At 69.1% G+C, this 21,930-nt stretch carries 18 protein-coding genes; 1 reads left to right on the top strand and 17 read right to left on the bottom strand.

The genetic code is table 11. The features are described 5' to 3' along the window. Positions 1 to 6 precede the first annotated feature (6 nt). From tssE to L0984_RS29325, 14 genes are all read right to left on the bottom strand, one after another. Positions 7 to 729, bottom strand: a complete 723-nt coding sequence (tssE, locus tag L0984_RS29390) for a type VI secretion system baseplate subunit TssE (RefSeq protein ID WP_234197951.1) — start codon at positions 727 to 729, stop codon at positions 7 to 9. Next, positions 726 to 1,787: a TagK domain-containing protein gene (locus L0984_RS29385; protein WP_234197950.1), complete on the bottom strand. Its 1,062-nt coding sequence runs from the start codon at positions 1,785 to 1,787 to the stop codon at positions 726 to 728. The genes tssE and L0984_RS29385 overlap by 4 nt, the downstream gene beginning before the upstream one ends. Continuing rightward, entirely contained in the window at positions 1,771 to 2,508 is a 738-nt protein-coding gene (gene tagF / locus L0984_RS29380) for a type VI secretion system-associated protein TagF (RefSeq protein WP_234197949.1), read from the bottom strand. Before tagF ends, L0984_RS29385 begins: the two co-directional genes overlap by 17 nt. A gap of 2 nt (positions 2,509 to 2,510) precedes the next feature. Then, positions 2,511 to 6,533 carry a type VI secretion system membrane subunit TssM gene (gene tssM, locus L0984_RS29375; protein ID WP_234197948.1) on the bottom strand — a complete coding sequence of 1,341 codons (4,023 nt, stop codon included), beginning with the start codon at positions 6,531 to 6,533 and terminating at the stop codon, positions 2,511 to 2,513. A 21-nt stretch (positions 6,534 to 6,554) separates the two neighbouring features. Next, a complete protein-coding gene (gene tssL / locus L0984_RS29370) occupies positions 6,555 to 7,982 on the bottom strand; it encodes a type VI secretion system protein TssL, long form (RefSeq protein ID WP_370646230.1) in 1,428 nt (475 codons plus the stop codon). A gap of 57 nt (positions 7,983 to 8,039) precedes the next feature. Beyond that, positions 8,040 to 8,693, bottom strand: a complete 654-nt coding sequence (locus L0984_RS29365; RefSeq protein ID WP_234197946.1) for a hypothetical protein — start codon at positions 8,691 to 8,693, stop codon at positions 8,040 to 8,042. A gap of 70 nt (positions 8,694 to 8,763) precedes the next feature. Beyond that, complete coding sequence (gene tssK, locus L0984_RS29360) at positions 8,764 to 10,119, bottom strand: type VI secretion system baseplate subunit TssK (RefSeq protein ID WP_234197945.1); 1,356 nt, start codon at positions 10,117 to 10,119, stop codon at positions 8,764 to 8,766. Positions 10,120 to 10,149: 30 nt separating this feature from the next. After that, the gene (gene tssJ / locus L0984_RS29355; protein WP_234197944.1) at positions 10,150 to 10,737 is read right to left on the bottom strand and encodes a type VI secretion system lipoprotein TssJ; all 588 of its coding nucleotides are present in this window, start codon (positions 10,735 to 10,737) and stop codon (positions 10,150 to 10,152) included. A 116-nt stretch (positions 10,738 to 10,853) separates the two neighbouring features. Next, the gene (locus tag L0984_RS29350; RefSeq protein ID WP_234197943.1) at positions 10,854 to 11,339 is read right to left on the bottom strand and encodes an Hcp family type VI secretion system effector; all 486 of its coding nucleotides are present in this window, start codon (positions 11,337 to 11,339) and stop codon (positions 10,854 to 10,856) included. Positions 11,340 to 11,401: 62 nt separating this feature from the next. Beyond that, positions 11,402 to 12,898, bottom strand: a complete 1,497-nt coding sequence (tssC, locus tag L0984_RS29345) for a type VI secretion system contractile sheath large subunit (protein ID WP_234197942.1) — start codon at positions 12,896 to 12,898, stop codon at positions 11,402 to 11,404. 36 nt (positions 12,899 to 12,934) lie between these two features. Next, positions 12,935 to 13,456: a type VI secretion system contractile sheath small subunit gene (gene tssB, locus L0984_RS29340; protein ID WP_234197941.1), complete on the bottom strand. Its 522-nt coding sequence runs from the start codon at positions 13,454 to 13,456 to the stop codon at positions 12,935 to 12,937. Positions 13,457 to 13,586: 130 nt separating this feature from the next. Beyond that, positions 13,587 to 16,301, bottom strand: a complete 2,715-nt coding sequence (tssH, locus tag L0984_RS29335; RefSeq protein ID WP_234197940.1) for a type VI secretion system ATPase TssH — start codon at positions 16,299 to 16,301, stop codon at positions 13,587 to 13,589. A gap of 440 nt (positions 16,302 to 16,741) precedes the next feature. Further along, positions 16,742 to 17,575, bottom strand: a complete 834-nt coding sequence (locus L0984_RS29330) for a shikimate dehydrogenase family protein (RefSeq protein ID WP_234197939.1) — start codon at positions 17,573 to 17,575, stop codon at positions 16,742 to 16,744. Between the two features lie 38 nt (positions 17,576 to 17,613). Then, positions 17,614 to 18,525: a shikimate dehydrogenase family protein gene (locus L0984_RS29325; protein WP_234197938.1), complete on the bottom strand. Its 912-nt coding sequence runs from the start codon at positions 18,523 to 18,525 to the stop codon at positions 17,614 to 17,616. A gap of 288 nt (positions 18,526 to 18,813) precedes the next feature. Here L0984_RS29325 and L0984_RS29320 point away from each other — a divergent pair, with 288 nt between their 5' ends. Beyond that, entirely contained in the window at positions 18,814 to 19,566 is a 753-nt protein-coding gene (locus tag L0984_RS29320) for an IclR family transcriptional regulator domain-containing protein (RefSeq protein ID WP_234197997.1), read from the top strand. 3 nt (positions 19,567 to 19,569) lie between these two features. Here L0984_RS29320 and L0984_RS29315 read toward each other — a convergent pair whose 3' ends face one another. The 3 genes from L0984_RS29315 to L0984_RS29305 all read right to left on the bottom strand — a co-directional run. Further along, positions 19,570 to 20,706 (bottom strand): acyltransferase family protein, encoded by a 1,137-nt coding sequence (locus L0984_RS29315; protein ID WP_234197937.1) that lies wholly within the window; start codon positions 20,704 to 20,706, stop codon positions 19,570 to 19,572. Then, positions 20,703 to 21,665, bottom strand: a complete 963-nt coding sequence (locus L0984_RS29310) for an NAD(P)H-dependent flavin oxidoreductase (RefSeq protein ID WP_234197936.1) — start codon at positions 21,663 to 21,665, stop codon at positions 20,703 to 20,705. The genes L0984_RS29315 and L0984_RS29310 overlap by 4 nt, the downstream gene beginning before the upstream one ends. A gap of 104 nt (positions 21,666 to 21,769) precedes the next feature. Beyond that, on the bottom strand, positions 21,770 to 21,930 hold a 161-nt coding region (locus tag L0984_RS29305; protein WP_234192735.1), incomplete at its 5' end, for an acyl-CoA dehydrogenase C-terminal domain-containing protein.

Here is a 21,930-nt window from a genome sequence, read left to right as displayed (position 1 = left end):
TGGCCGTCATGGGTGCCGGGTGTCCAGGGCGGGGGCCGCCGGCCGCACGGCGATCCGGCTGTTCTCGAGATCGAGCGAGCTGCGCACGGTCAGCTCCAGCGGAAAGGGCTTGCAATCGATCATGGCGTGGATCTCGAACAGCAGCACGTTGTAGGCATCCCGGGCCTCGTCGGTCAGCAGCGGCCGGACCTGCACTGTCTGCGGGATCAGGCGCGGTTCGTAGTCGGCGATCGCACGGCGGATGATCCGTTCGATGTCGGCCCAGCGCCGCTCGGACGCATAGCCGCCCGCCAATGCGGGCACACCGAAGTTGAGGGTGGACGACGCGGCGGCCTCATGGCGCCGCCGGTCGATCAGGTCTTCGACATTGGTGGTGTTGAGCAGGTAGCCGAGGTCGCGCTGCACGATGTCGCGCAACTGGGCGGGCCTGAGGCCGTGCTCGCCGCCCGCGCCGGCAGCACGCCCGGGCGCGTCGTCGCGCAGCCGGTCGAAGAGCGTGGGCAGCAGCCGCCCATCGGCGCGCCAGGTGCGCTCGGCCGGCAACCGGGTGAGGCGGACACCCGGGTGCATGGCGCGCTCGCCGCGCTCGTGCGCACGAGTCTGCGGCGCGGCCCTGGGCGGCTCCGCCCCGAGCCGCGGGGCGTGGAGCTCGCCGCGCGCTGGCGAAGAGAGCGCAGCGCCGGTCTGGGGTGCTTCGCCGGAATGGGCCTGCATGTCCTGCCCCGTCATGGCCGCTCGCCCCTTGGCGGGACCGCAGCGCCGCTGCCGCCAGCGCCGTTCGTCGCGCGACCCAGTCGTACGGCGCTGTCTGCGGCCAGGGCATGGTGCTCCCTGCGGGTCAGGTCGGGCACCGCCGGGGACAGGCCCGCCACGAGTTCCGGCGCAAAGAGCCGAAGCACGTCCGGTTCGCCCTCCACGGCCAGCAGGTCGCCCTCGCCCAGAGAGGGGAACTGGTCGATGAGCCTGTCCATGTCCTCCCGGGGTTGAAGGATGTCGCGCAGCAGGGCAAAGGACCGGGCTTCCTCGCACAGGGCCTCGAACGAGGGCGCCTGCCCGGGCTGGTCAGGCGACGTCTCCGCCCAGTCCCAAGGCCTCGGAAGCCCGGTGGGGTCGCGCACCGCCCGCACGAACTCCTCGTGCAGTTGTTCGAGCAGCGGCATGCCCGGCTGCGCCGCGCGGGCCGAAGGCTGGGCCGCCGACGGTGGCGCAGACACGGTGCCCATTGGCCCGGGATCCAGTCCGAGCAACGCCAGCCACGGGTCCTCAGCCGGCGCCGACCGTACGGCGTCCAGACCCAGGACACTGAAGGGGTCCTCCGTGGCGCGCCCGGACTCGACGGGCATCGGGCCCGCAACCGACGTCCCGGCGAGGTCCCGCAGGTCGAACTCGGGTTCTGCCTGGCGCCCGACGGCGGGCCACGCCCGCGGTTCGCCCTCCTCCATCACGCCTGCGATGCCGGCGTCCTCGACCACCAGACGGATCAGGCCGATCTCGAGCTCGTCCCCCGCGCGCAAGGCCACCGTCTCGCCCAGGGCCAGGCGCCGGCCGTTGAGGGTGAACGCCAGGCCCGCCCCTCCATGGCCCAGTTGCCACTGCTGCGCCGCGGCCTGCCAGGCGAGCTGTCCGTCGCCCTGCGACCCAAGGTCGGCCGCGTCTTCACCCAGGCGCTGCAGCACCTGCCCCACGGCCATGCCGGCGGGCTCCAGAACCAGGTGGGCGTCGGCCACCCTGCCATGGCTGTGCGTGAGCCGCAGCCGCATCGGCGGCGCCTCAACCATTCCGTCCATGCCGGCCCTCCCATAGCGATGCGAGGTTCTCGGAGGCATCGACGAAGCGCCCGGCCACGTCCTGCTGCCAGAAGGCGCAGTGACCGCGCACGCCCTGCAGGCGCCGCGGCCAGTCCGACCATGGCAGGTGCCGCACCCCATGCAGCGCGGCCGCGGGGTCGTGGAAGCCATGCGCTGGCGCGCGGACCGCCGGCACATCCGCGGCCTTGCCTGCCGGGCCTCCGGAGCCACCGTCGCCCAACTCGCCCCACAGCCGGTCGACGTGCTGCGCCAGTTGCCGCAGCTCGCAGTCGGCCCGGGCCTGGACATGCTGGGCCAGAAGCCGCGCCAGCCCAAACTGCCAGCTTCGGGGCTCATGGACGTGCCGCTCGTAATGGCGCTCGATCCAGGCACGGCGCGCCACCTGGTAGACCACGAGGGGATGCCGCCTGCCCACGCGGTCGGTCGACGGCAGGATCACGCCGAGCACGAACCGCCCTTGCGCAAACGGCACATGCCCCGGCGGCAGCACGAACGCGATGGGAATCGAGGTACGCAGGGCCCGGCCGGCATCCGGCTCGTGCTGCGAGGCCGCTCGGCCGAGTGCGCCCCTCAGCCATGCCTCCCAACCTTCGGCTTCGCCGTGGCGCACACCATGGCGCACGAAGTCGGCATGCGCCGGCAGTCGCCCCCAGATGGCCGGCGACGTCACCGGTCGGGCATTGAAGAGGTGCGCCAACATGCTCAGCCCATCGCTCCGGGGCAGTGGAACCCGCTGAACAGATCGCTGTTGAGCGGATTCGGCTGGCTGCCGGTGCCGAGATCGAGCACCGCCTTGCGACCATCGAGCACGAACTCCACGGCCACCCTGCCGGGTGTGGCGGTGTTGACGATCCGGCCCTTCTGCATCAGCCGCAGCAACGCCCACGGCCCCTGGGCCATCAGGGTCGAGCCCGCGGCGGAGATCCTCGGCTGGGCCGTGATCTCCGCCGAGGCGCCCCCGCGCGGCCCCGGCCATTTCACCGGCAACGCCTCGACCGGGCCATGTACGTAGCGCTGGCCCTGGCCATCAATGTCCAGCATCAGCGCCGTGATGCTCGGCTCGAGTTCGGCGACCCGCACGTCGACCTTCCAGGCCAGCCGCCGGCCGTCGCCCTCGCGGAAGTAGAGGTCGCGGATCTGCTGGGCCCGGTAGAAGGTGTCGAGCCGGGGCCCGCCCTGCTCCAGCAGCTTGAGCAGTTCGCCGACCAGCGTCGGGCCCGTGGAGGCCGGCGCGGGCGCCACGCCATTGGCCACGTTCTCGGCCCCGACGAGTGCATTGCCGGTCGACGGCGGCTTGTATCGCCAGGGGCGCACGCCCGTGTCGACGAAGGCGGCCAGGTACTTGGTGAAGAAGGCGTCCGCGGCGCCGCCCGCAGCGAAGACGGCCGTCACGTCCTCGATGGAGGCATCCTGCCCGGATGCCAGGAAGGGATAGCGTCCCTCGATCCCGCGGCGGCAGGGCTCGGTCACCTGCATCGCCATCAGGCCCATGATCCGGTCGAACTGCTGCTGCGCCTGCTTCCTGAGGATCTCGGTGGCCCCCTGGTTCACCTTGTCGGCACCGCTCTGCGCCAGGGCGCTCAGCACCTCGCGAAAGGGGGCCGGCAGCTTGCCGGCCTCCAGTCTCATGCGTGCGCCGACGTCGTTGCTGGTCGGGGGCAGGCTGCCGGCCGTGATGGCGGTGTCTGCGACCACCAGGACCGTGTAGAACTCGTTGATGAGGCCCAGCACGCTGTCCAGCCCCTGCCGGCCCGCACCTGCCGGCGCGACGCCGGCCGACGCGTCGGCCTGGCCGGTGACCACCTCCCGCAGGGCGGCGAACCGGTCGTCGACCCATTCGCGCTCCATGCGCTCCTCGGGACGGATGCCCAGGTTGCGGCCCAGCTCGCGCGTCTTGAGGTCGAGCTGCTCGGTGGCCCGGTCCAGCAGGCTCTTGTCCTGCTGCCGCTCGGCGTCGAGCGCGCGGGACAGGGTCGTCTCGCGCGCCGCCGCGCGGGCCAGGCGGGCCAGCGGGGAGTCCGGGGACGACAGCTGCCGCAGCACGGCCAGGTCGAAGCCGAGGCTGGTGCCGCCTTCGCCGGCACCCACCACGCGGATGGAGTCGAGGAAAGCCGTCCAGCGCTCGGCGTACTCGCTGAGGTATTGCCGGCGTACATCCTCGATGAGCGCCGCGTTCTGCCTGATGCGCTCAGCCTCGGTGCCCATTGCCTTCGCCGTGGCAGCCGCGTCGGCGCGGCCCATGACCCAGGCATCCTCCTGCAGTGCCCGATCCACGAACGCCCCCAGGCGCTTGTTGAACACGGTGTGGTAGCCCGCGTAGGTGAACAGGCCCGGCACGCCCCGGTCGAGCGGTTGCCCGTCGGCACGCGAGAAGACGGTGCCGACCTGCGGCCCCACCGCGCGGATCAGGCTGAACTCCTGGGGCGCCTCGATGGCCATGGCCGACTTCGCACGCTCGTACACCCGCTGGGTCGACGTGTTGCCGTCGAGGAAGGCCTGGACGTCGCGGATGAGAACCTCCTTCGGAACGGCACCGGACTGCACGAGCCGGTCGCCGGAGAACAGCCGGTCCACGTGCCCCACCATCGCGGCACGCCCGCCGAAGAGGGCATCGCTGTCGCGCCGCTCCCAGTCCTTCATGACCCACTCGCGGACATCCCGCGCGCCGCCCTGCATATAACGCTCCGGATCATGCAGGAGCTTGTAGGCACGCAGCGTGGCGTAGGCGGAGCGGGCGTCCCGCTCCCGGACGCTGCGGGAGAGTTCATCCTCCATGCGGGCGATCACCACGGGAAGCAGCAGGTCGTCCTGGAGGCCCGCGTAGAGCTGCCGCGCCGCCGCCACGATCGGCGGTGCGCTGTAGAGGCCGAATTGGAAGGAGAGTGGCGGATGGTCGAGATCCAGTCCCGCATAGGCAGGCAGCGCGTGGGCGGCGTCCAGCACCGCCGGCACCTGGGCCGGGTCCACCGTCCGCCCCGCGCTCAGGCCCTGGGCGGCCAGGGCCTGCACCCGCTGCGCCATGGTGCTCAGGTACTGGCCGTTGTTCCGGAAGCTCAGCGCCATGCTGGTTCCGAGCCAGGCCAGAACGATCAGCACCAGCGCATGCCCCAGCAGTTGCAACAGCCGGAAGCGCAGCTCCCACCGCAGGTTGGGGCGGACGAGATGAGCCTCCGGGATGATGATCCGCGCGAAGACGTCGTGCAGGAAGAAGCCCCGGTGGCCCGTGGCGGCTTCCATTCCGGCATCGACGGACGTACGCCGCCCGGCGCCGGCCAGCGCCCGCCTGAGCCGGCCGAACACCGTATCGGCAGGGGGTGGCAGTGGCGTCCTGGCCTGCGCACCGCTGGTGAAGTACACGCCACGCAGCATGGCGTGGGATTGCGTGTCGTCGAAGCGGGAATCCAGGAAGACCTCCTCCAGCACCTGCACGAGCGGCTCGCGCAGTGCATCGAACTCCTGCGGCAGCGCGAACAGACGCCGGCGATGGCCGGTGTCGAATTCCTCGATCAGACGACCTCGCAAGCCGGCGGACAGGCGCTCATGCAGACGGTCCAGTTGCTCGTCCAGTGCCAGCCGCATCGCGGACTGACGGCTGCCCCCCGACACCCGCGCGGCCTCGACCTTGTCGGCCCCGACAGGGAAGGTGAAGCCCCATGGCTGGGCACGCCCCTCCGAGGTGAGCGAGAGGAAATACTCTTCGAAACCCTGCAGCAGATCGGCCTTGGTCACCAGGACGTAGACCGGAAAGCGGATGCCCAGCGTCCTGCGCAATTCCAGCAGGCGATCACGGATCAGGGCGGCATGGTCCACGCGTTGGTCCGGCGTGAACGTGCGCAACTCCGCGACGCTGAGGGCGACGATGGCCCCGTTGATCGGAGCGCGCGGCCGGTGCTTGCGCAGCAATGCCAGGAAGCCTGCCCATTCCTCGGCGTCCTTGCCCTTGTCGCTGTCCTGGGTCGTGTAGCGGCCGGCGGTGTCGATGAGCACCGCCTCGTTGGCAAACCACCACTGGCAGTTCAGGGTGCCGGCGCCCGACTCGAGCACGGAGACCCGGGACGCATTGCCCATCTGCCGCGAGACCGGGAACTGGAGCCCGGAGTTCAGCAAAACGGTGGTCTTCCCCGCGCCAGCGCTGCCCACGATCATGTACCAGGGCAGTTCGTAGAGATACCGCCGCCCCTCGAAGATCCGGCGAAGGAATCCGCGGCGCAGACGCAGGGCCCGCAACTGCCGCAGGGCTCTTGCGACGATCTCCGACACCGTCTTCAGCTCCTCCGCGGCGGCCGCCTCGCGTCGGGCGCCGCTTCCGAAGTCCAGCACCTTGCGCAGGAACTCCGTGTCCGTGCGCATGGCCTGCCAGAGCCGGTAGACGCCATAGAGCAGGTAGGCCAGCAGGATGATGGCCACGATCACGACGCGCACCTGCATCGAAGCGAGGGGCGCGACCTGGCCCACCGCGAGCAGAGGGCCAAGGTGCCAGATTGCCAGGCACAGGGCCGGGATGCCGACAAGGCTCAGCGGCCATGCGACCAGCCACAGGCCGAGCAGCACCAGCAGCATCACGATGACGGTCACGCGCGCAGCGGCGGAAGCGAGCGGCCGCGCACCATCGAACGACAGCAGCGGGCCCACGAACCAGATGGCGCAGGCCAGCGCCACCACGGTGACGAAGGCCAGCATCTGCCGCGAGAACAGGAACTTCAGGAATTGGGTGAGGGCTTGCATCGGTGACCTTCCGTGGGGCGCTCAGGGCATGCCTGCGGCAGTGGAAGACGCGCGCGGCGCGGCGGCCTTGTCGGCGCCAGGGACGCGCCCACCGCCCGCATTCGCCTGCGCAGGCACGGCCGCCGCGGGCGCGCCCTGGGCCGACGCCTCGTCCACCACGATGTCGACCCGGCGGTTCTTGGCCCGACCCGCGGGCGTGAGGTTGTCGGCGAGCGGCAGCGTGTCGCCCCTGCCCTGCACGGTGATCCGGTCGCCCCGGACGCCTCGCTGCCGCAGCAGGGCGGCCACGGCTTCGGCCCGACGCTCGCTGAGTGCCTGGTTGCTCGCGAACTCCTGGCTGCGGATGGGCACGCTGTCCGTGTGTCCGGTGACCTGCACCCTGCCCGGGACGCGTGCGATCTCGTCAGCCACCTTGTTCAGCACGGGCAGGATCGCCGCATCCAGGGTCGCGCGTCCCGGCATGAACATGGCGTCTCCGCTGAAGCTCACGGCGCTGTGCTGCTGGTCCTCCCTCACGCTGACGAGCCCCTTGGCAATCTCGCCCGCCAGCAGATCCCGCAGCCGCAGCGAGGCCTGCGGCGCCGGCGGGGCGGCTTCCCCGACGGCCACCCCGGAGGCAATGGCCCGGATCTTCTTCTCGACGGCGAGCGTGGACTGGTCCAGCTGATAGCGATACCAGGCGAAAAGACCCAGCGCGGCGGCGCAGGCCGCAGCGGCGGTGAGCCAGACCGGCACGCTGCGCAACAGGCCGAGCCTGCCCGGCGCACCGCCCCGCCACTGTGCCGACAGCGCCTGTGGCACCTCGCCACGGACCGCCGTGATCTGGCCTTGAAGGCGGTGGCGGATGGTCTCCAGTTGCCGGCGCCCGTTCGATGCCGTGCTGAACCGACCTTCGAAGCCCAGGCCCAGCACCAGGTACATCAATTCCAGCAGGTCGATGTGGTCCTGCGGGCTCGCGGCCAGCCGGCCGATCAGCAGGAAGAACTTGTCGCCACCACGGATGTCGCCATGGAATTGCGCCGCCAGCGGCCGGGCAGCCCACACGCCCGCAGACCCGGCTTCGGCACCACCCCATTGCGTACTGCTGGCGGCTTCGTCGAGGGCCGTGCACAGCGCATAGCTTGCGGCGACGGCATGCTCGTGGCGGATCTGCGCGTCGTTGCACAGCGACTGGAAGACAGCGACCTCCCGCTCCAGGAGGTCGCGCAGCACGCCCACAGCCGTGGGGTCCAGGGCGGTGTCCATGTCTGCCAGGGCACGCAACAGGGGCTGCGCGGCTTCCAGCAGCGGATTCGTGGCCGCCTTGACGCAAGCGAGCCGCTCCGCTGCCGCAGGGCCGGGCGCGACGCGGAGGTGGGCCGCGCTTGGATCGCCTTCGGCGACGCCGACGGGCATGTCGTTGGGCAATGCCTCGGGACTCTCGTGGTCTGTGATTTCGCCGTCACGCATACAGGGCTGTAGAGGAGAAGGGAAAGGGGCGGTGGCTCGCGGCCAGGGAGCCGGCGTTCAGGACTCGCATTCGGACCCGTCGTTGACGATGCGGTCGAACCGGCTGTTCTGGATGTGGCTGGTCTGCATACGACAGTCCACCATCCGCCAGAGGCCCGTGCCCAGGCATCCGTCGATCAGCACGCGGGCCGCCAACGGGGTGCCACGCTCGGCACGCCGCCCGATCGCGAAGCTCATGTCGGAGAAGCGGCAGCCTTCCATCGTGAGGGCCGTTCCTGCCACCAGCACCTCGCCAGACCCGGTGCAGTTGCGGAAGGTGACTTCGCCGGTGCAGCCGATGCCGCGGAAATCCTGCGGCGCCGAGCCGCCTCCGGCAAAACTGCATTGCTCGAACACGACCGCCGTGCTGCCATCGCGCCCACAGACGATGGTGCGGCCCTGGCTGGCGCATTGGCGGAACCGGACTCCCTGCATCACGCCAAAGTCGTGGTCTGCGCCGAGGAAGCGGCAGGTCATGAAGCTGCAATCACTCATGGCCGACAAGGCGACGTTGCCACGGCCGCCAAACACGCAGTCGACGAAGCTCACACCGGTCCACGCCACCCCCATGAACGAGCCCGCGGTCATGTCGGCGCCGACGACGGTGATCCCGCCACCGCCCGCGGACAGCACCGCGTACTCCTTGGCCATGGCCGTGATGGGGGTGGTCATGCGCGGACTCCACCACCCAGGCCGACGGGGCCCCCGGGCGCAGAGACGGGACAGGGCAGGAAGGCAAGGCTCACCGCTCCCGCACTCCCCACAGTTCGAGCCTCAGGCCCGGAAAGTCGCCCGCGAGGTGAAGGGCAAGCCCGCCGAACTTGAGCAGGTGCTCCCAGAGTGGCCCCCGGCTGTCGAGCTGGAAATAGACGAAGCCCGCGTTGAACGGAATCTGCCGCGGCGCCACCGGCAGCGACTGCAGTGCGATACCCGGCAGATGCGAGCGCAGCAACTCCGTCAGCCGATCGCTCGGTCCCACCTTGCAGCGGGCGGCGAACTGCGCCATCAGCTGGTCGGCAGGCATCTGCGCCGACACGGCGAACACCAGGGCCGTGAAGTCCTGCAGTTGGGTGGGATCGACGCTGGCCACGCGGACCCCATGCGGCCGCTCCTCCAGCCGGATGCTCTGGGCACTGCGCACGAGGACGTCGTTCAACTGGGCCTGGATGTCCAGCACCAGGTTACGCAGCGACAGGTAGGGATCCAGATGCTGGTAGGCCGGATGTGGCGCCGGGCGTCGCGAGCCCGTCCGGATGTACGTCGACAGCTCGCCGCTCATCATCTTCAGCGCGGCATAGACCTGTTCTGGCGAGGTCTCCCGCACCCGCGTCCAGTGCTCCAGCAGCGGCTCATAGCGGTTCAGGATCTGGAGCAGCAGGAAATCGGACACCTCGGCCGCTTCGGACGACTTGCCGTCGCTGGCCGTCAGCCGCGCCGCCAGCGACTGCGCGCGCAGCCGGCACAGGCCATGCAGATGGGTGATCCAGTCCGACAGCAACGCGCTCGCGCCATAGCCGGTGACGGGCGGGATCAGGTTCTCGTCCAGGACGATGCTGCCGTCGGAGCGGATCAGCGTGACCCGCGCGAGTGGAAGGCCGATCCACCCCTCGGTCAGTTCGCGCTCCGGCAGCAGCCGCAGGCGCAGATGCGACAGCTGCACGGACTTCGGCCCCTGGCCGAAGGAGTTGGCATCGCGCAGTTCGGTCTCGAAGACGGAGAAGCGCGCCAGCGAGCCTGCCGCGTCCGCGGAGTCCTCAAAGGTGGTCTCCTCGCCGTTGGGCGTGCGGATGGGCACCCCCAGATGGATGACCTGCTCCAGATGCTCTGGACGGATGGTGAGCGGTGGCGGCAGGGGCGCCTGGGCAGGTGCCTCGAAGGGAGTGCCGTCCGCAAAGACGCCCGCCGCTGCCGCCAGCACCACCTTGCCGAGCGCCAGCGATTCCGGGTCGATGGTGTAGCGGCTGAAGCCCCAGAAGAAGGCGTTCAGGGTCGCGGCGCGACGGTGCGCCACGTACTCGAGGTAACGCTCCTGCTGCTGGAAAAGCTGGGGGCGCAGGAACAGCCCTTCGCTCCATGCCACCTTGTTGTACCAACTCATCTGCTCATCCCTGACATGTCTTCGGCGCGCTCATTCACGTTGCAACACACGCACGCCACGTGATCCGATACGGATGTCGAGGCTGGCCTTGTTGGAAGGCAGCACGGCCCGGTACCAGGCCGCCTCGGGCGCGGGCTCGATCTTCTGGACCGCCCGCCAGTCCGAATTCACCAGGTCCTTGTAGCCCGCGACCACGCCGATGGCATTCACGTCCGGATGGGAGCGTCGCCGCAGGACGCGGGTCTCCCCCGGCTTCAGGACCAGTTCGTCCCGCACGAGCAGGTCGTCGGCGAGCATGGCCTTGTCGCTGTTCTGCAGCGAAAAGTAGTCCGCGGCCAGGAAGACCGCGTCCCCCTTGAGTTCGTAGAGGCGGACCATGATGGGCGCGGCACGGCCTTTTTCATCGGGGTTGACGTCCTCGGCCGCCGAGACCCTGATCTCCAGCCGCGTCTGCTCGCGCGGATAGGCAAACTGGGCCTGGGCGGGGCTGCATGGGGCCAGCACCCCCACCATGCCTGCGACCCCGCTGATCAGCGCCGATCGGACGCAGGACAGGCGTGTTCTGACCGGCAGCGAGAGCGCTGCGCGCACGCGGATGGCGAGCAAGTGAATACCCATGTTCGATCTGCAAGGCGAAACCACGACAGCGGAAGGACCAGACGGCCCCTCCGGCACTTGGCGGAGCCACGCACGGGCATCCCCGAGCCGTTGCCGACCCGGGTGCCCCGCGCGGGTCACATCTCCTTGTTGGCCTTGATGTCGTAGCCGGCGGTCACCGCGCCGCCGCTGCCACCCTGGGCGTTCTGCACGGCGTACTCCTGCTTCACCTTGGTGAAGGACAGCCGCACCCGTTCGCGGACCCGCAGCTCGTCGTCATTGGAGCCGTGCGGCTGCACGCTGGTGATGATGACGTCGGTGAAGGTGAACTTGAGATATTCGAGGGGGCTGCCGCCCGCCTTGCGCACCACCAGCTTGGCCTCCGGCACATGCTTGCCGGTCAGGCAGTACTTCATCAGATTGGGACTCGACCGGTCGACGAAATGGATGAACTCGAGGTCCTCCACCGTGGCCTTTCCGGCACCACCACCAGAGCCCGAGTGCATGGTGGACTCCTGGAACACCTTCCAGTCGAAGCTGAGCACTTCGATCTCGTTCTTGTGGTCGGCGTCGAGCGCCTCGCCTTCGATGCCGTTGATCTTCAGAAAGATATCTTGAGACATGGTTTACTCCCCGGGCGGAACGCCCTTGTTTTGGTCAATGAACGGAGGTGTGACAGCGTGACTCAGGCCGCCTCGCGCAGCGACGGCAACTTGGCGACCAACCGCAGCGACACGGTCAGGCCTTCGAGCTGGAAGTGCGGGCGCAGGAAGAACTTGGCGTTGTAGTAACCGGGATTGCCCTCGATCTCGTCCACCACCACCTCGGCGGCAGCCAGCGGACGGCGGGCCTTCGTCTCCTGGGAGGAGTTGGACGGATCCGCATCCACGTAATTCATGATCCAGCCATTCAGCCAGCGCTGCATGTCGTCGCGCTCCTTGAACGTGCCGATCTTGTCGCGGACGATGCACTTGAGGTAGTGCGCAAACCGGGTGGTCGCAAACAGGTAGGGAAGCCGCGCCGACAGATTGGCATTGGCCGTGGCGTCGGCGTCGTAGTACTCCTGTGGCCGTTGCAGCGACTGCGCGCCGATGAAGGCCGCGTGATCGGTGTTCTTGCGGTGCACCAGAGGGATCAGGCCAGCCTTGGCCAGCTCGGCTTCGCGGCGATCGGAGATGGCGATCTCCGTCGGGCACTTCATGTCGAAGCCGCCGTCGTCGGTGGGAAAGGTATGGCAGGGCAGGTTCTCGACCGTCCCGCCCGACTCGACCCCGCGGATCATCGTGCACCAGCCATAGAGCTTGAAGCTGCGGTTGACGTTGACCGCCATGGCGTAGGCCGCGTTGCTCCAGACGTAGTTCCTGTGGTCCGCGCCGTCGGTCTCTTCCTCGAAATCGAACTCGTCGACGGGGTTGGTCTTGGCCCCATAGGGCAGGCGGGCCAGGAAGCGCGGCATGGCCAGGCCCACGTAGCGCGAGTCCTCGGTGTCGCGCAGCGAGTTCCACGGCGCGTGTTCGAGGTTGGAGGTGATCTTCGCCAGGTCCCGCGGGTTGGCCAGTTCCTGCCACGACTCCATGCCCAGCAGGGACGGCGCCGCGCCCGCGATGAAGGGTGTGTGCGCCGCGGCCGACACCTTCGCCATCGCGTTCAGCAGTTCGACGTCCGGCGGCGTGTGGTCGAAGTAGTAGTCGGCCACCAGGCAGCCGTAGGGCTCGCCACCGAGCTGGCCATATTCCTCCTCGTACACGCGCTTGAAGATGGGACTCTGGTCCCAGGCCACGCCCTTGTGGCGACGCAGCGTGCGCCGCACGTCGTCCTTGGAGATGTCGAGGAAGCGGATCTTCAGCTTCTCGTCCGTCTCGGTGTTGGACACGAGGTGATGGATGCCGCGCCAGGCCGACTCGAGCTTCTGGAACTCATCCTTGTGCAGGACCAGGTTGATCTGTTCGGACAGCTTGCGGTCGATCTCGGCGATCACGGCCTCGATGCTGCCGTAGGCGTCGTCGGAGATCGTGACCGCGTTGATCAGCGCCTGCTCGGCCAGGGTGCGGACGGCCGCCTCGACCGCACTGCGCGCCTCGTCGGTCTTGGGCTTGAATTCGCGGTCCAGCAGGGCGGCGAATTCACCGGGGTCGGCCAGCAGCACACTGGCCTCTGCGGACTCGATGGTGTCGGTACTCATGAGCTTGTCTTTCCTGGATGGTGGAGGTGCCGCCCTTCAGCGGTCCGTCGTGGCCGGCTCGGCATCGATCTGCTTGGGTGCCGCGCTCAAGGCCTTCAGCAATGCCGGGTCCTGCATCAGCTGGTTGATCAGGCTTTCGGCGCCGGCCTTCCCGTCCATGTAGCTCTGCAGGTTGGACAGCTGCGTCCGGGCCTCCAGCAGCTGCCGCAGCGGCTCGACCTTGCGCGCGACGGCTGCGGGCGAGAAGTCCTCGATGCTTTCGAACGTGATGTCGACCATCAGCTGGCCCTCGCCCGTGAGCGTGTTCGGCACGGCGAAGGCAACGCGCGGCTGGATCGCCTTCATGCGCTCGTCGAAGTTGTCGATGTCCACATCCAGGAACTTGCGCTCGCCCACGGGCGGAAGCGGCTGCGCGGGCTTGCCCGACAGATCGGCCAGCACCCCCATGACGAAGGGCAGCTCGATCTTCTTTTCCGACCCGTAGATCTCGACGTCGTACTCGATCTGCACACGCGGCGCGCGATTGCGCGCAATGAACTTCTGACTGCTGTTGCTCATAGGCTCCCTGCTGGTTGATGAAGAAGGCTGACGACTCAGGAACGGAGCACGCGCTCCGACGAGAGGCTTTGCGGTCCGGGCCTGGGTGCGCCGGCAGTGCGGCTCCAGGGGGGACAGGCCACACGCACGTTCACGCCAACACCTCCTGGGCGCTCGGTGCGCAGTAGATGCGGGTCTGCGGCGTGGCGGCGCGAGGATCGCGCGGCTCGGACGTGGATATGTCGGCGTCGATCGCCACCAGCGGCCGGCCCTGCTCCAGGGCAGTGAGCCAGCAGCGAGCGAGTTCGGGCAGCAGTTCCTGCTCGATGACGGTGATCAGGCGGCGGACACCCGCTTCATAGTTGCCGCCCACCTCGCGCAGATAAGCGGCCAACCTCGCGCTCGGCTGCATTCGGATGCCGTGCTGTTCCTGGAGACGCCGGGCCACCCGGCCCAGTTGAAGGTCGACGATGGTCGACAGGTCGCGCGCTTGCAGGGGCCGGTAGGGGACGACGGTCACACGCCCCAGGAAGGCGGCTGGAAACACACGTCTCAGGGCCGGCATCGCGACCTCGGCGCTCAATGGCGTGTCCCCGGCGCCGGACGCCACGTCGGCGGCGTCCATCAGCGCCTCCGCGCCGACATTGCTGGTCAGCAGGATGATGCAGTTCCTGAAGTCGATGCGACGACCCTCGCCGTCCTCCATCCAGCCCTTGTCGAACACCTGGAAGAAGAGCTCGTGCACGTCCGGGTGGGCCTTCTCGATCTCATCGAGCAGCACCACGCTGTAGGGACGGCGGCGGACCGCCTCGGTGAGTACGCCGCCTTCGCCATAGCCCACATAGCCGGGCGGCGCTCCCTTGAGCGAGGACACGGTGTGCGCCTCCTGGAACTCGCTCATGTTGATGGTGACCATGTTCTGTGCGCCACCGTACATGGCGTCCGCCAACGCGAGTGCCGTCTCGGTCTTGCCCACGCCGGAGGGTCCCACGAGCAGGAACACGCCCACCGGCTTGTCGGGGTCGGTGAGCCGTGCCTTGGCGGCCTGCACCCGGTCGGCGATGGTCTGCAGCGCCGGGTCCTGGCCGATGACCCTTGCAGCAAGCAGCGCCTTGAGCTGGAAGACCGCCTTCGCGTCGTCGCTGACCATGCGCCCGACGGGAATGCCCGTCCAGTCCGCGAGCACCTGGGCCACGACGGACTCGTCGACCTGGGCCAGCGCCAGACCTGGCCGCTCGCGGACTTGTTCGTCCAACGCCGCGAGCTCGGCCGTGACCGGTGATCCCGCGCCATCCGCTGCGTCGACGCCATCGCGCAGAAGGCCCTGCCGCAAGGCACTGATGCGCTGCACCAGCGCCACCTGCGCTTCCCAGCCCTGGAGCTGCCCGGCCAGTTCGTCGCGGGCCTGCGAGAGCGTGGCCCGGACTGCCTGCAGGGACGCCTCGACGGAACCGCCGCCGAGCCCGAGCCGGATCTGCTTCTGCAGCAGGTCCTCCTCGACCTCGAGCGACGCCACCCGGTGGCGCAGCCGCTCCACGCCGGCAGGCGGTGCGTGCATGGACAGACCCACCCGTGCGCAGGCCGTGTCCAGCAGGCTGATCGCCTTGTCGGGCAACTGGCGGGCCGGCAGATAGCGGCGCGACAGGGTGACTGCCGCACGGATGGCTTCGTCCAGGATCACCACGCCGTGGTGGCGGGCAAAGGCATCCGCGAGGCCGCGGACCATGTCGATGGCGGCGGCCTCCTCGGGCTCGGCGATCTGCAGCACCTGGAAGCGCCGCGTGAGTGCCGGATCCTTCTCGATGTGCCGCTTGTATTCCGCCCAGGTGGTCGCGCCGATGCTGCGCAATACGCCTCTGGCCAGTGCCGGCTTGAGCAGGTTGGCGGCGTCGCCCGTGCCCGCCTGCCCACCCGCACCGACCAACGTGTGGACTTCATCGATAAAGAGGATGACCGGCGGCACGGCCCTGGTGGCATCTTCGAGCAGTCCTTTGAGCCGGCTCTCGAACTCGCCCCGGACACCCGCGCCCGCAAGCATGGCCCCGACATCGACGCTCAGCAGCCGATGCTCGCGAAGTGCAGGCGGCACCTCGCCGACAGCGATGGCCAAGGCGAGGCCTTCGACGACGGCGGTCTTGCCCACGCCCGCTTCGCCGGTGAGCAAGGGATTGTTCTGCCGGCGACGCAGCAGGATGTCGATGAGCCCGCGAACCTCCAGCTGACGTCCGACCACCGGATCGACCTGCCCGGCCCTGGCCTTTGCCGTGAGGTCGGTGCAGTAGCGCTCCAGGCCCGAGGCATCGTTTCTGGCGAGGGGGCCAGCACCCAGACCGGGTGCTGTGGCGGCACTGCCAGCGACTGCGCTCGCGCCGTCGTGCGGCCCTTCACGCCCTTCGGGCGAGCCCTCGACGACCCGGGCCCAGGCCTGCGACAGCCGGTCGACATCGATGCGGGCGAAGGCCGGGACGATGCGCAGCAGTGGCGCACGCCGGTCGGCCGATTGCAGGAGCGCCAGCAGCAGCCAGGCACCTCGCACGCACTGGCCGCCGTACTCGATGCTGGAGATCACCCAGGCCCACTCCACCGCATCGCTGACATGGCGGGAGATGTCGGAGAGCGAGCTGGCACCAGCGGGCAACTCGGCCAGCGACGCCGCCAGGCCCGCCTCGATGTCTTCGGGCCGGAGATCGAAGTGGCGGACGATGCGGTGCAGGTCGCTGTCACCAGCCTGCCAGAGCTGATGCAGCCAGTGCGTGAGTTCGACGTAGGGGTTGCCGCGCAGCCTGGCAAAGGCTGCGCCGGATTCGATGGCGCGGAACAGCGTCGTGTTCAGCCTGCCAAAGAGCGCCTTGCGGGAGACGGCCATCGCGCAATGCTCAGCGGAGCGCTGTAGGGTTGTGCGTGGCGCACGCTGCCACCTCGCGCCGGAACATGCGCGGCGCCGCCATCATGGACGTATTCACGAGATCCTCCCTGCCATCGAAACCATGCACCTCGCTTTCGGGCGCTCGCTTCGATTTAAGCCGAGATGCACAAGGATTCGGCGCTACGGTCCCAGTAATGAAGAGACTTCGTGAAGTAGTCCACCAGGCTTTACGCGCCGATGTGGCGAAGCGCCTCAGGCAATGTGAAGGAAGGTTGCCGCAGCGTCAGAGGGCAGGAATGCGCGCGTGGAGACCGGACACATCCCCTGCGCCCGGCGAAAAAAAAGCCGCCGACCTTCACAGGCCAGCGGCATCGATGCGGGCCCTTGGCGGCCCCGGTGCCTACGCCATCCCTGGCGGAGGCCGAGCGACGCTCGAGCGCTCAGTACTTCAGCGTCGCACTCTCGCGCAATTCGTCCGCGGTCGCGGTGCCGAAGCCGAAGAACTCCAGATATGCCGGGATCATCTCGAACAGCATGTCCGTGCCCACCTGCACCTGGCAGCCGCGCGCCATGGCGGCCTTCAGGAGCGGCGTGTACTCGGTCTTCATCACCACCTCGCCCACGAAGGTGGTCGGCGCAATACGCTCCACGTCGAAGGGCAGCGGGTCGCTTTCCTTCATGCCCAGCGGCGTGGCATTGACGATCACGTCGTAGCCCGCCGGATCCTTGGAGCCGGTGCTCACCGTCAACTTCGGATAGTGCGCGCGCAGGCGCTGGGCCAGGCCTTCGACCGAGGCGGTGTTCAGGTCGAAGAGCGACAGGTGCGCCGCGCCCGCCGCCGCGATGGATGCCGCGATGGCGCAGCCCACGCCACCCGCGCCGGAGACGAGCACGCGCGCGCCACGGAAGCTGCGCCCCTTGCGCTCCACGCCGCGCACGAAGCCGGCGCCATCGAACTGGTCGCCGAGCAGGGTGCCGTCCTCGCGCAGCAGCACGGCGTTGCAGGCACCGGCGATGCGGGCCGTGGGCGTGGTCTCGTGCACCAGCGACATGGTCGTGACCTTGTGCGGCATGGTCACCAGCGCACCGCGGATGTTGCTCATCCTGAACAGCAGCGGCAGGAAGGCCACGTAGTCCTCGGGCTTCACGCCCATCGGCACCACCACCGCGTCGATGCCCTTCTTGTCGAACCAGGGGTTGTAGATCATCGGAGCCTTGAAGCTCTCGGTGGGATAGCCGATGTGGGCGATGAGGGTGGTCTTGCCGGAGATCATGGAAGCAGTGATGGGGGGCGGAAGAACGCGAAAAGCGATCAGCCCTGGCGGCCCCGTGGCGCCTGGGCGATCTCGGCCTGGAGTTCGGCCGGGTAGATGATCTGCCGCAGGAAGCCGGCGTCCTCGCGCACGAGGGCCGCGGCCTGCGGCAGGTCGAAATAGTCGAAGTAGTGGGCCATCTGCTGGATCAGCATCTCGAAGCCGGGCTGGGCCTGCAGGCCACGCGCCCGCGCGGCACGCACCAGCGGTGTGGGCTGGCCGCGCAGCAGGATGTCGAACACGGCCGCGTGGGGCGCCAGGCGTGCCACGTCGCAGGGCAAGACTTCTTCGCCTTGCAGGCCTACCTGGGTGGCGTTGATGACGAGGTCGTAGCCCGAAGGGTCGGCCGAGGACGCCGCGACCACCTCGGCGTCGAAGGCGGCATCGATGCGGGCTGCGGTGCCCGCGGCCTTGCCCGCGGCCGGGTCATAGAAGGCGATGTGGCGCGCGCCGTCGTCGCCGCCGCCTTCGGCCAGCGACACGCCGATGGCGGCGGCGCTCACGCCCGCGCCCAGGATCAGCACCCGCTGCCCGCGGAAAGGAATGCCGAACCAGTCCAGCGCACCCACGATGCCTTCGCCATCGAACAGGTCGCCTTCGAGCTCGCCGCTCTTGGTGCGGCGCACGATGTTGACCGAGCCCGCCACCCGCGCGAACAGGCCGCAGCCGTCGAGCAGGTCCACCGCCAGCGGCTTGTGCGGCGGTGCGATCAGCATGCCCCGGACGTTGTGGCCCAGGAAGCTGGCCTTGAGCCACACGGCGAAATCACGGGCGCGCACCTGCACCGGCACCATCACGGCGTCGATGCCGCAGCGCTCGAAGACGGCGTTGAACATGCGCGGCAGGCGCACATTGGTGACGGGATCGCCAGGGATGAGGTAGAGGTCGGTCTTGCCGGTGATGGAAGCCATCGGGTCGTTCACTCCAGGAGTCGGATGCGCCAGTCGGATCGGGATCGGGGCCGCAAGAACAACGGCCCGGACTGTAGACAGCAGGGTGCGGGGCCGTCAGTCGGGAGCGGATCGCGGCGTTCGATAATCGCCCAGCACTGAACGATCAACGAACGTCTTAAGGGTTTGTACGTGGTCTCCCGCCGCCCTGCCTCCACCCCCGTCTCCGAGCCATCGCACGAGGACGAAAGCCCCGATTCTCCGTCCTCCCCCGCAGGGGATGCACAGGACGGCCAGGCGCCCGCCGGCCTGGACCGGCGCGACTGGATCGCCGGCCTGGAGCGCGGCGTCGGCATCATCGAGGCCTTCGACGACGCCCATCCCCGCATGACCGCCAGCGAGGCCGGCCAGCGCACCGGCCTCACGCGCACGGCCGCGCGGCGCTACCTGCTGACGCTGCAGCACATGGGCTATGTGGCCAGCGACGGCAAGCTGTTCTGGCTCACGCCGCGCGTGTTGCGGCTCGGCCAGTCGTACCTCGATTCGGCGCGGCTGCCGCGCATTGCACAGCCCTTCCTGCAGCGCGTGGCCGTCGGCACGCACGAGACGGCCTACCTCAGCGTGCTGGACGGTGACGACGTGGTCTACATCGCCCGCAACGGTCCGCAGCGGCAGATGAGCACCGGTTACGTGCTGGGCGCACGGGTGCCCGCGCAGGTGACGGCGGCCGGGCTGCTCATGCTGGCCCTTCTCCCCGAGGCCGCTTCGGCGGCCTGGTGGGCTGCACGCAAGCTGCAGGTGTTCACCTCCTTCACGCTGGCCGACCCCGCCGACCTGCGGCGCGAGATGGCCCGCGTCAAGGCCCAGGACTGGGCTCTGTCCGAACAGCAGCTGGACCTGAATTCGCGCGGCATCGCCGTGCCGCTGCGGGACCGGCGCGGCGACGTGCATGGCGCCCTGAACATCACGATGCCCATGGGCCAGGAGAGCACCGAGACCGCCGTGGCCCGCGTGCTCCCCGTGCTGCGCGAGGCTGCGCAGGCGATGCGCAACCTGATCTGAGCCTCAAAGGCCGACGGCCAGGCCGCTGAGCAGCAGGCCGGTCCCCCAGGCGGCCGGCGCGCGCCACGACATGGCACGCAACTCCACCCGCTCGTGCAGCATGCTGGCCGCGCCCACCGAGAGCACGAAGGCCGCAACCAGGGCGGCGAGGGCCTGCCACGGCGTCAGGGGCGCCAGGCCCGTCTGCGCCGAGGCGCTGACGAGCAGCAACACGGGAAAGTGGATGAGGAACAGCGCGTACGCCCAGGTCCCCAGCCGCCCCAGCGGCGCCCACACCGGCAGTGCCAGCCAGCCACTCGGCTGCGCCAGCATGAGCAGCAAGGTGGCGACCAACGCCAGCGCGATGCGGCTGCGCCAGTCGATCCACAGGGCGACGCCGCCCAGCAGAGCCAGCGCCAACCCAGCGGCGATGCGCGCTCGGGGCCCCCGCAGCCGCCCTGCCCAGAAGGCCAGCATGCCCAGGCCATAGCTGCCGAAGAAATAGATGCCCGTCTCGTCCAGCGCGCTGTGCCGGTTGAAGACCACCAACGAGGCGGACGTCAGCCCCGTCACCATGAGCACCGCCAGCGCCCGGGCCACCGAGGCATCGAGCCGGCCCTGCCGCCGCCACAGTGCCGCCACCCAGAACAGCAGGAGCGCCATGCCGTACAGCTGGAAGTCGACCGCCACGTACCACACGCCGGTGGACAGCGCGGGCTGGTTCAGCAGGTCCTGCAGCAGCAGCGCATGGGCCACCATCTGGACGAACGACGGCTGGCCCGGCACGTCGTCGCCCGGCAGCGCCGGACGCACGAGGGCTTCCACGAGCACGCAGGCCACCAAGGCCGCCAGATAGGGCGAAGCCAGCCGCACGTAGCGCTGGACAAGTCGCAGGCCCGGATGCCCTGCACGCAACTCACCCTCGGGAGCCAGGCTGGCCGCCGTCAGGAAGCCCCCCAGCACCAGGAAGACCTGGACCGCCAGCCGGCCCTCGCGCCCCAGGACCTCGAACAGCGTCGGCGCCAACGGCCAAGCCGCCACGGGCAAGGGCCCGTAGCGGCTGAAGTGATGGGCCACGATCAGCAGGCAGGCCAGCGCCTTGAGTGCGTCGATCAGGGGCCAGCGAGGCGGCGGCGCGCGGCCGCCGGCGGCAGGGTTCAAAGTGCCAGGCGACGGCGGGCTTCTTCGTACTCGCGCCGCAGCGTCGCGACGAAGTCGGCCGTGGGCTGCACCTTCTTGATGGCGCCGATGCCCTGACCGGAACCCCAGATGTCCTTCCAGGCCTTGGCCTTGCTGCCCTCGCCCGATGCGAAGTTCATCGTCTTGACGTCGCCCTCGGGCAGGTTGGCCGGATCCATGCCCGCCGCCACGATGCTGGGCGCCAGGTAGTTGCCATGCACACCGGTGAACAGGCTGGAGTAGACGATGTCGTCCGAGTTGCTGTCGACGATGGCCTGCTTGTAGGGATCGCTCGCGCGGGCTTCGTCGGTGGCGATGAAGGCGCTGCCGATGTAGGCGAAGTCGGCGCCCATGGCCTGCGCGGCCAGCACGGCACCGCCGGTGGCGATGGAACCCGACAGCGCGACCGGGCCGTCGAACCACTCGCGGATTTCCTGGATCAGCGCAAAGGGGCTCTTCACGCCCGCATGGCCGCCCGCTCCGGCCGCGACGGCGATCAGGCCGTCGGCACCCTTCTCGATGGCCTTCTTGGCGAAGGTGTTGTTGATCACGTCGTGCAGCGTCACGCCGCCGTAGCTGTGCACCGCGTCGTTGACGTCGGTGCGCGCACCCAGCGAGGTGATGATGATTGGCACCTTGTACTTCACCACCAGCTCCATGTCGTGTTCGAGCCGGTCATTGCTCTTGTGCACGATCTGGTTGATGGCAAAGGGTGCGGCCGGCTTGTCGGGGTTGGCCTTGTTGTAGGCCGCCAGCTCCTCGGTGATCTCGGCCAGCCACTCGTCCAGCTGTGCTGCGGGACGCGCGTTGAGGGCGGGCATCGAGCCGACCACGCCGGCCTTGCATTGGGCGATCACCAGCTTGGGGTTGCTGATGATGAACAGGGGCGAGCCGATGATGGGCAGCGGCAGGTGGGCGAGCGCGCCGGGCAGTCTGGACATGGGAAAGTCTCCTCGTGTGGATCGATGGTTCGGGCGAAGTTATAGGGGCCGGGCGCCGCGCCCGCCGTCCGATGGGCGACAGGCGGGCATGGCCGGCAGCGGCTTCAGAAGGCCTCGAGCGGCAGGGCCGTGACGCTGGCCGCACCGCCGACGATGGCGTCGCGCGTGGCGCCAGCCTTCACCAGGATGTGTTCGGCATAGAAGCGCGCCGTGGCGACCTTGGCCTGCATGAAGGCCGCATCCTGCGCCTGGGCCTCGGGCGTCA

Origin of the sequence: Pseudacidovorax sp. NFM-22, assembly GCF_021401245.1 — a bacterium.
GTDB lineage: Bacteria > Pseudomonadota > Gammaproteobacteria > Burkholderiales > Burkholderiaceae_C > Xenophilus.
Note: the sequence above shows the minus strand (reverse complement) of the source record. Positions and strands in the feature narration are given on the sequence as shown.

Coding starts and splice junctions, on each gene's coding strand:
- L0984_RS29350 (WP_234197943.1), bottom strand. CDS start 11,339: ATGTCTCAAGATATCTTTCTGAAGATCAACGGCATCGAAGGCGAGGCG.
- tssM (WP_234197948.1), bottom strand. CDS start 6,533: ATGCAAGCCCTCACCCAATTCCTGAAGTTCCTGTTCTCGCGGCAGATG.
- tagF (WP_234197949.1), bottom strand. CDS start 2,508: ATGTTGGCGCACCTCTTCAATGCCCGACCGGTGACGTCGCCGGCCATC.
- tssE (WP_234197951.1), bottom strand. CDS start 729: ATGACGGGGCAGGACATGCAGGCCCATTCCGGCGAAGCACCCCAGACC.
- tssJ (WP_234197944.1), bottom strand. CDS start 10,737: ATGGGTATTCACTTGCTCGCCATCCGCGTGCGCGCAGCGCTCTCGCTG.
- L0984_RS29330 (WP_234197939.1), bottom strand. CDS start 17,575: ATGATCTCCGGCAAGACCACCCTCATCGCCCACATCGGCTATCCCACC.
- tssH (WP_234197940.1), bottom strand. CDS start 16,301: ATGGCCGTCTCCCGCAAGGCGCTCTTTGGCAGGCTGAACACGACGCTG.
- tssK (WP_234197945.1), bottom strand. CDS start 10,119: ATGAGTTGGTACAACAAGGTGGCATGGAGCGAAGGGCTGTTCCTGCGC.
- L0984_RS29385 (WP_234197950.1), bottom strand. CDS start 1,787: ATGGACGGAATGGTTGAGGCGCCGCCGATGCGGCTGCGGCTCACGCAC.
- L0984_RS29310 (WP_234197936.1), bottom strand. CDS start 21,665: ATGTCCAGACTGCCCGGCGCGCTCGCCCACCTGCCGCTGCCCATCATC.
- tssC (WP_234197942.1), bottom strand. CDS start 12,898: ATGAGTACCGACACCATCGAGTCCGCAGAGGCCAGTGTGCTGCTGGCC.
- tssB (WP_234197941.1), bottom strand. CDS start 13,456: ATGAGCAACAGCAGTCAGAAGTTCATTGCGCGCAATCGCGCGCCGCGT.
- tssL (WP_370646230.1), bottom strand. CDS start 7,982: ATGCGTGACGGCGAAATCACAGACCACGAGAGTCCCGAGGCATTGCCC.
- L0984_RS29325 (WP_234197938.1), bottom strand. CDS start 18,525: ATGGCTTCCATCACCGGCAAGACCGACCTCTACCTCATCCCTGGCGAT.
- L0984_RS29365 (WP_234197946.1), bottom strand. CDS start 8,693: ATGACCACCCCCATCACGGCCATGGCCAAGGAGTACGCGGTGCTGTCC.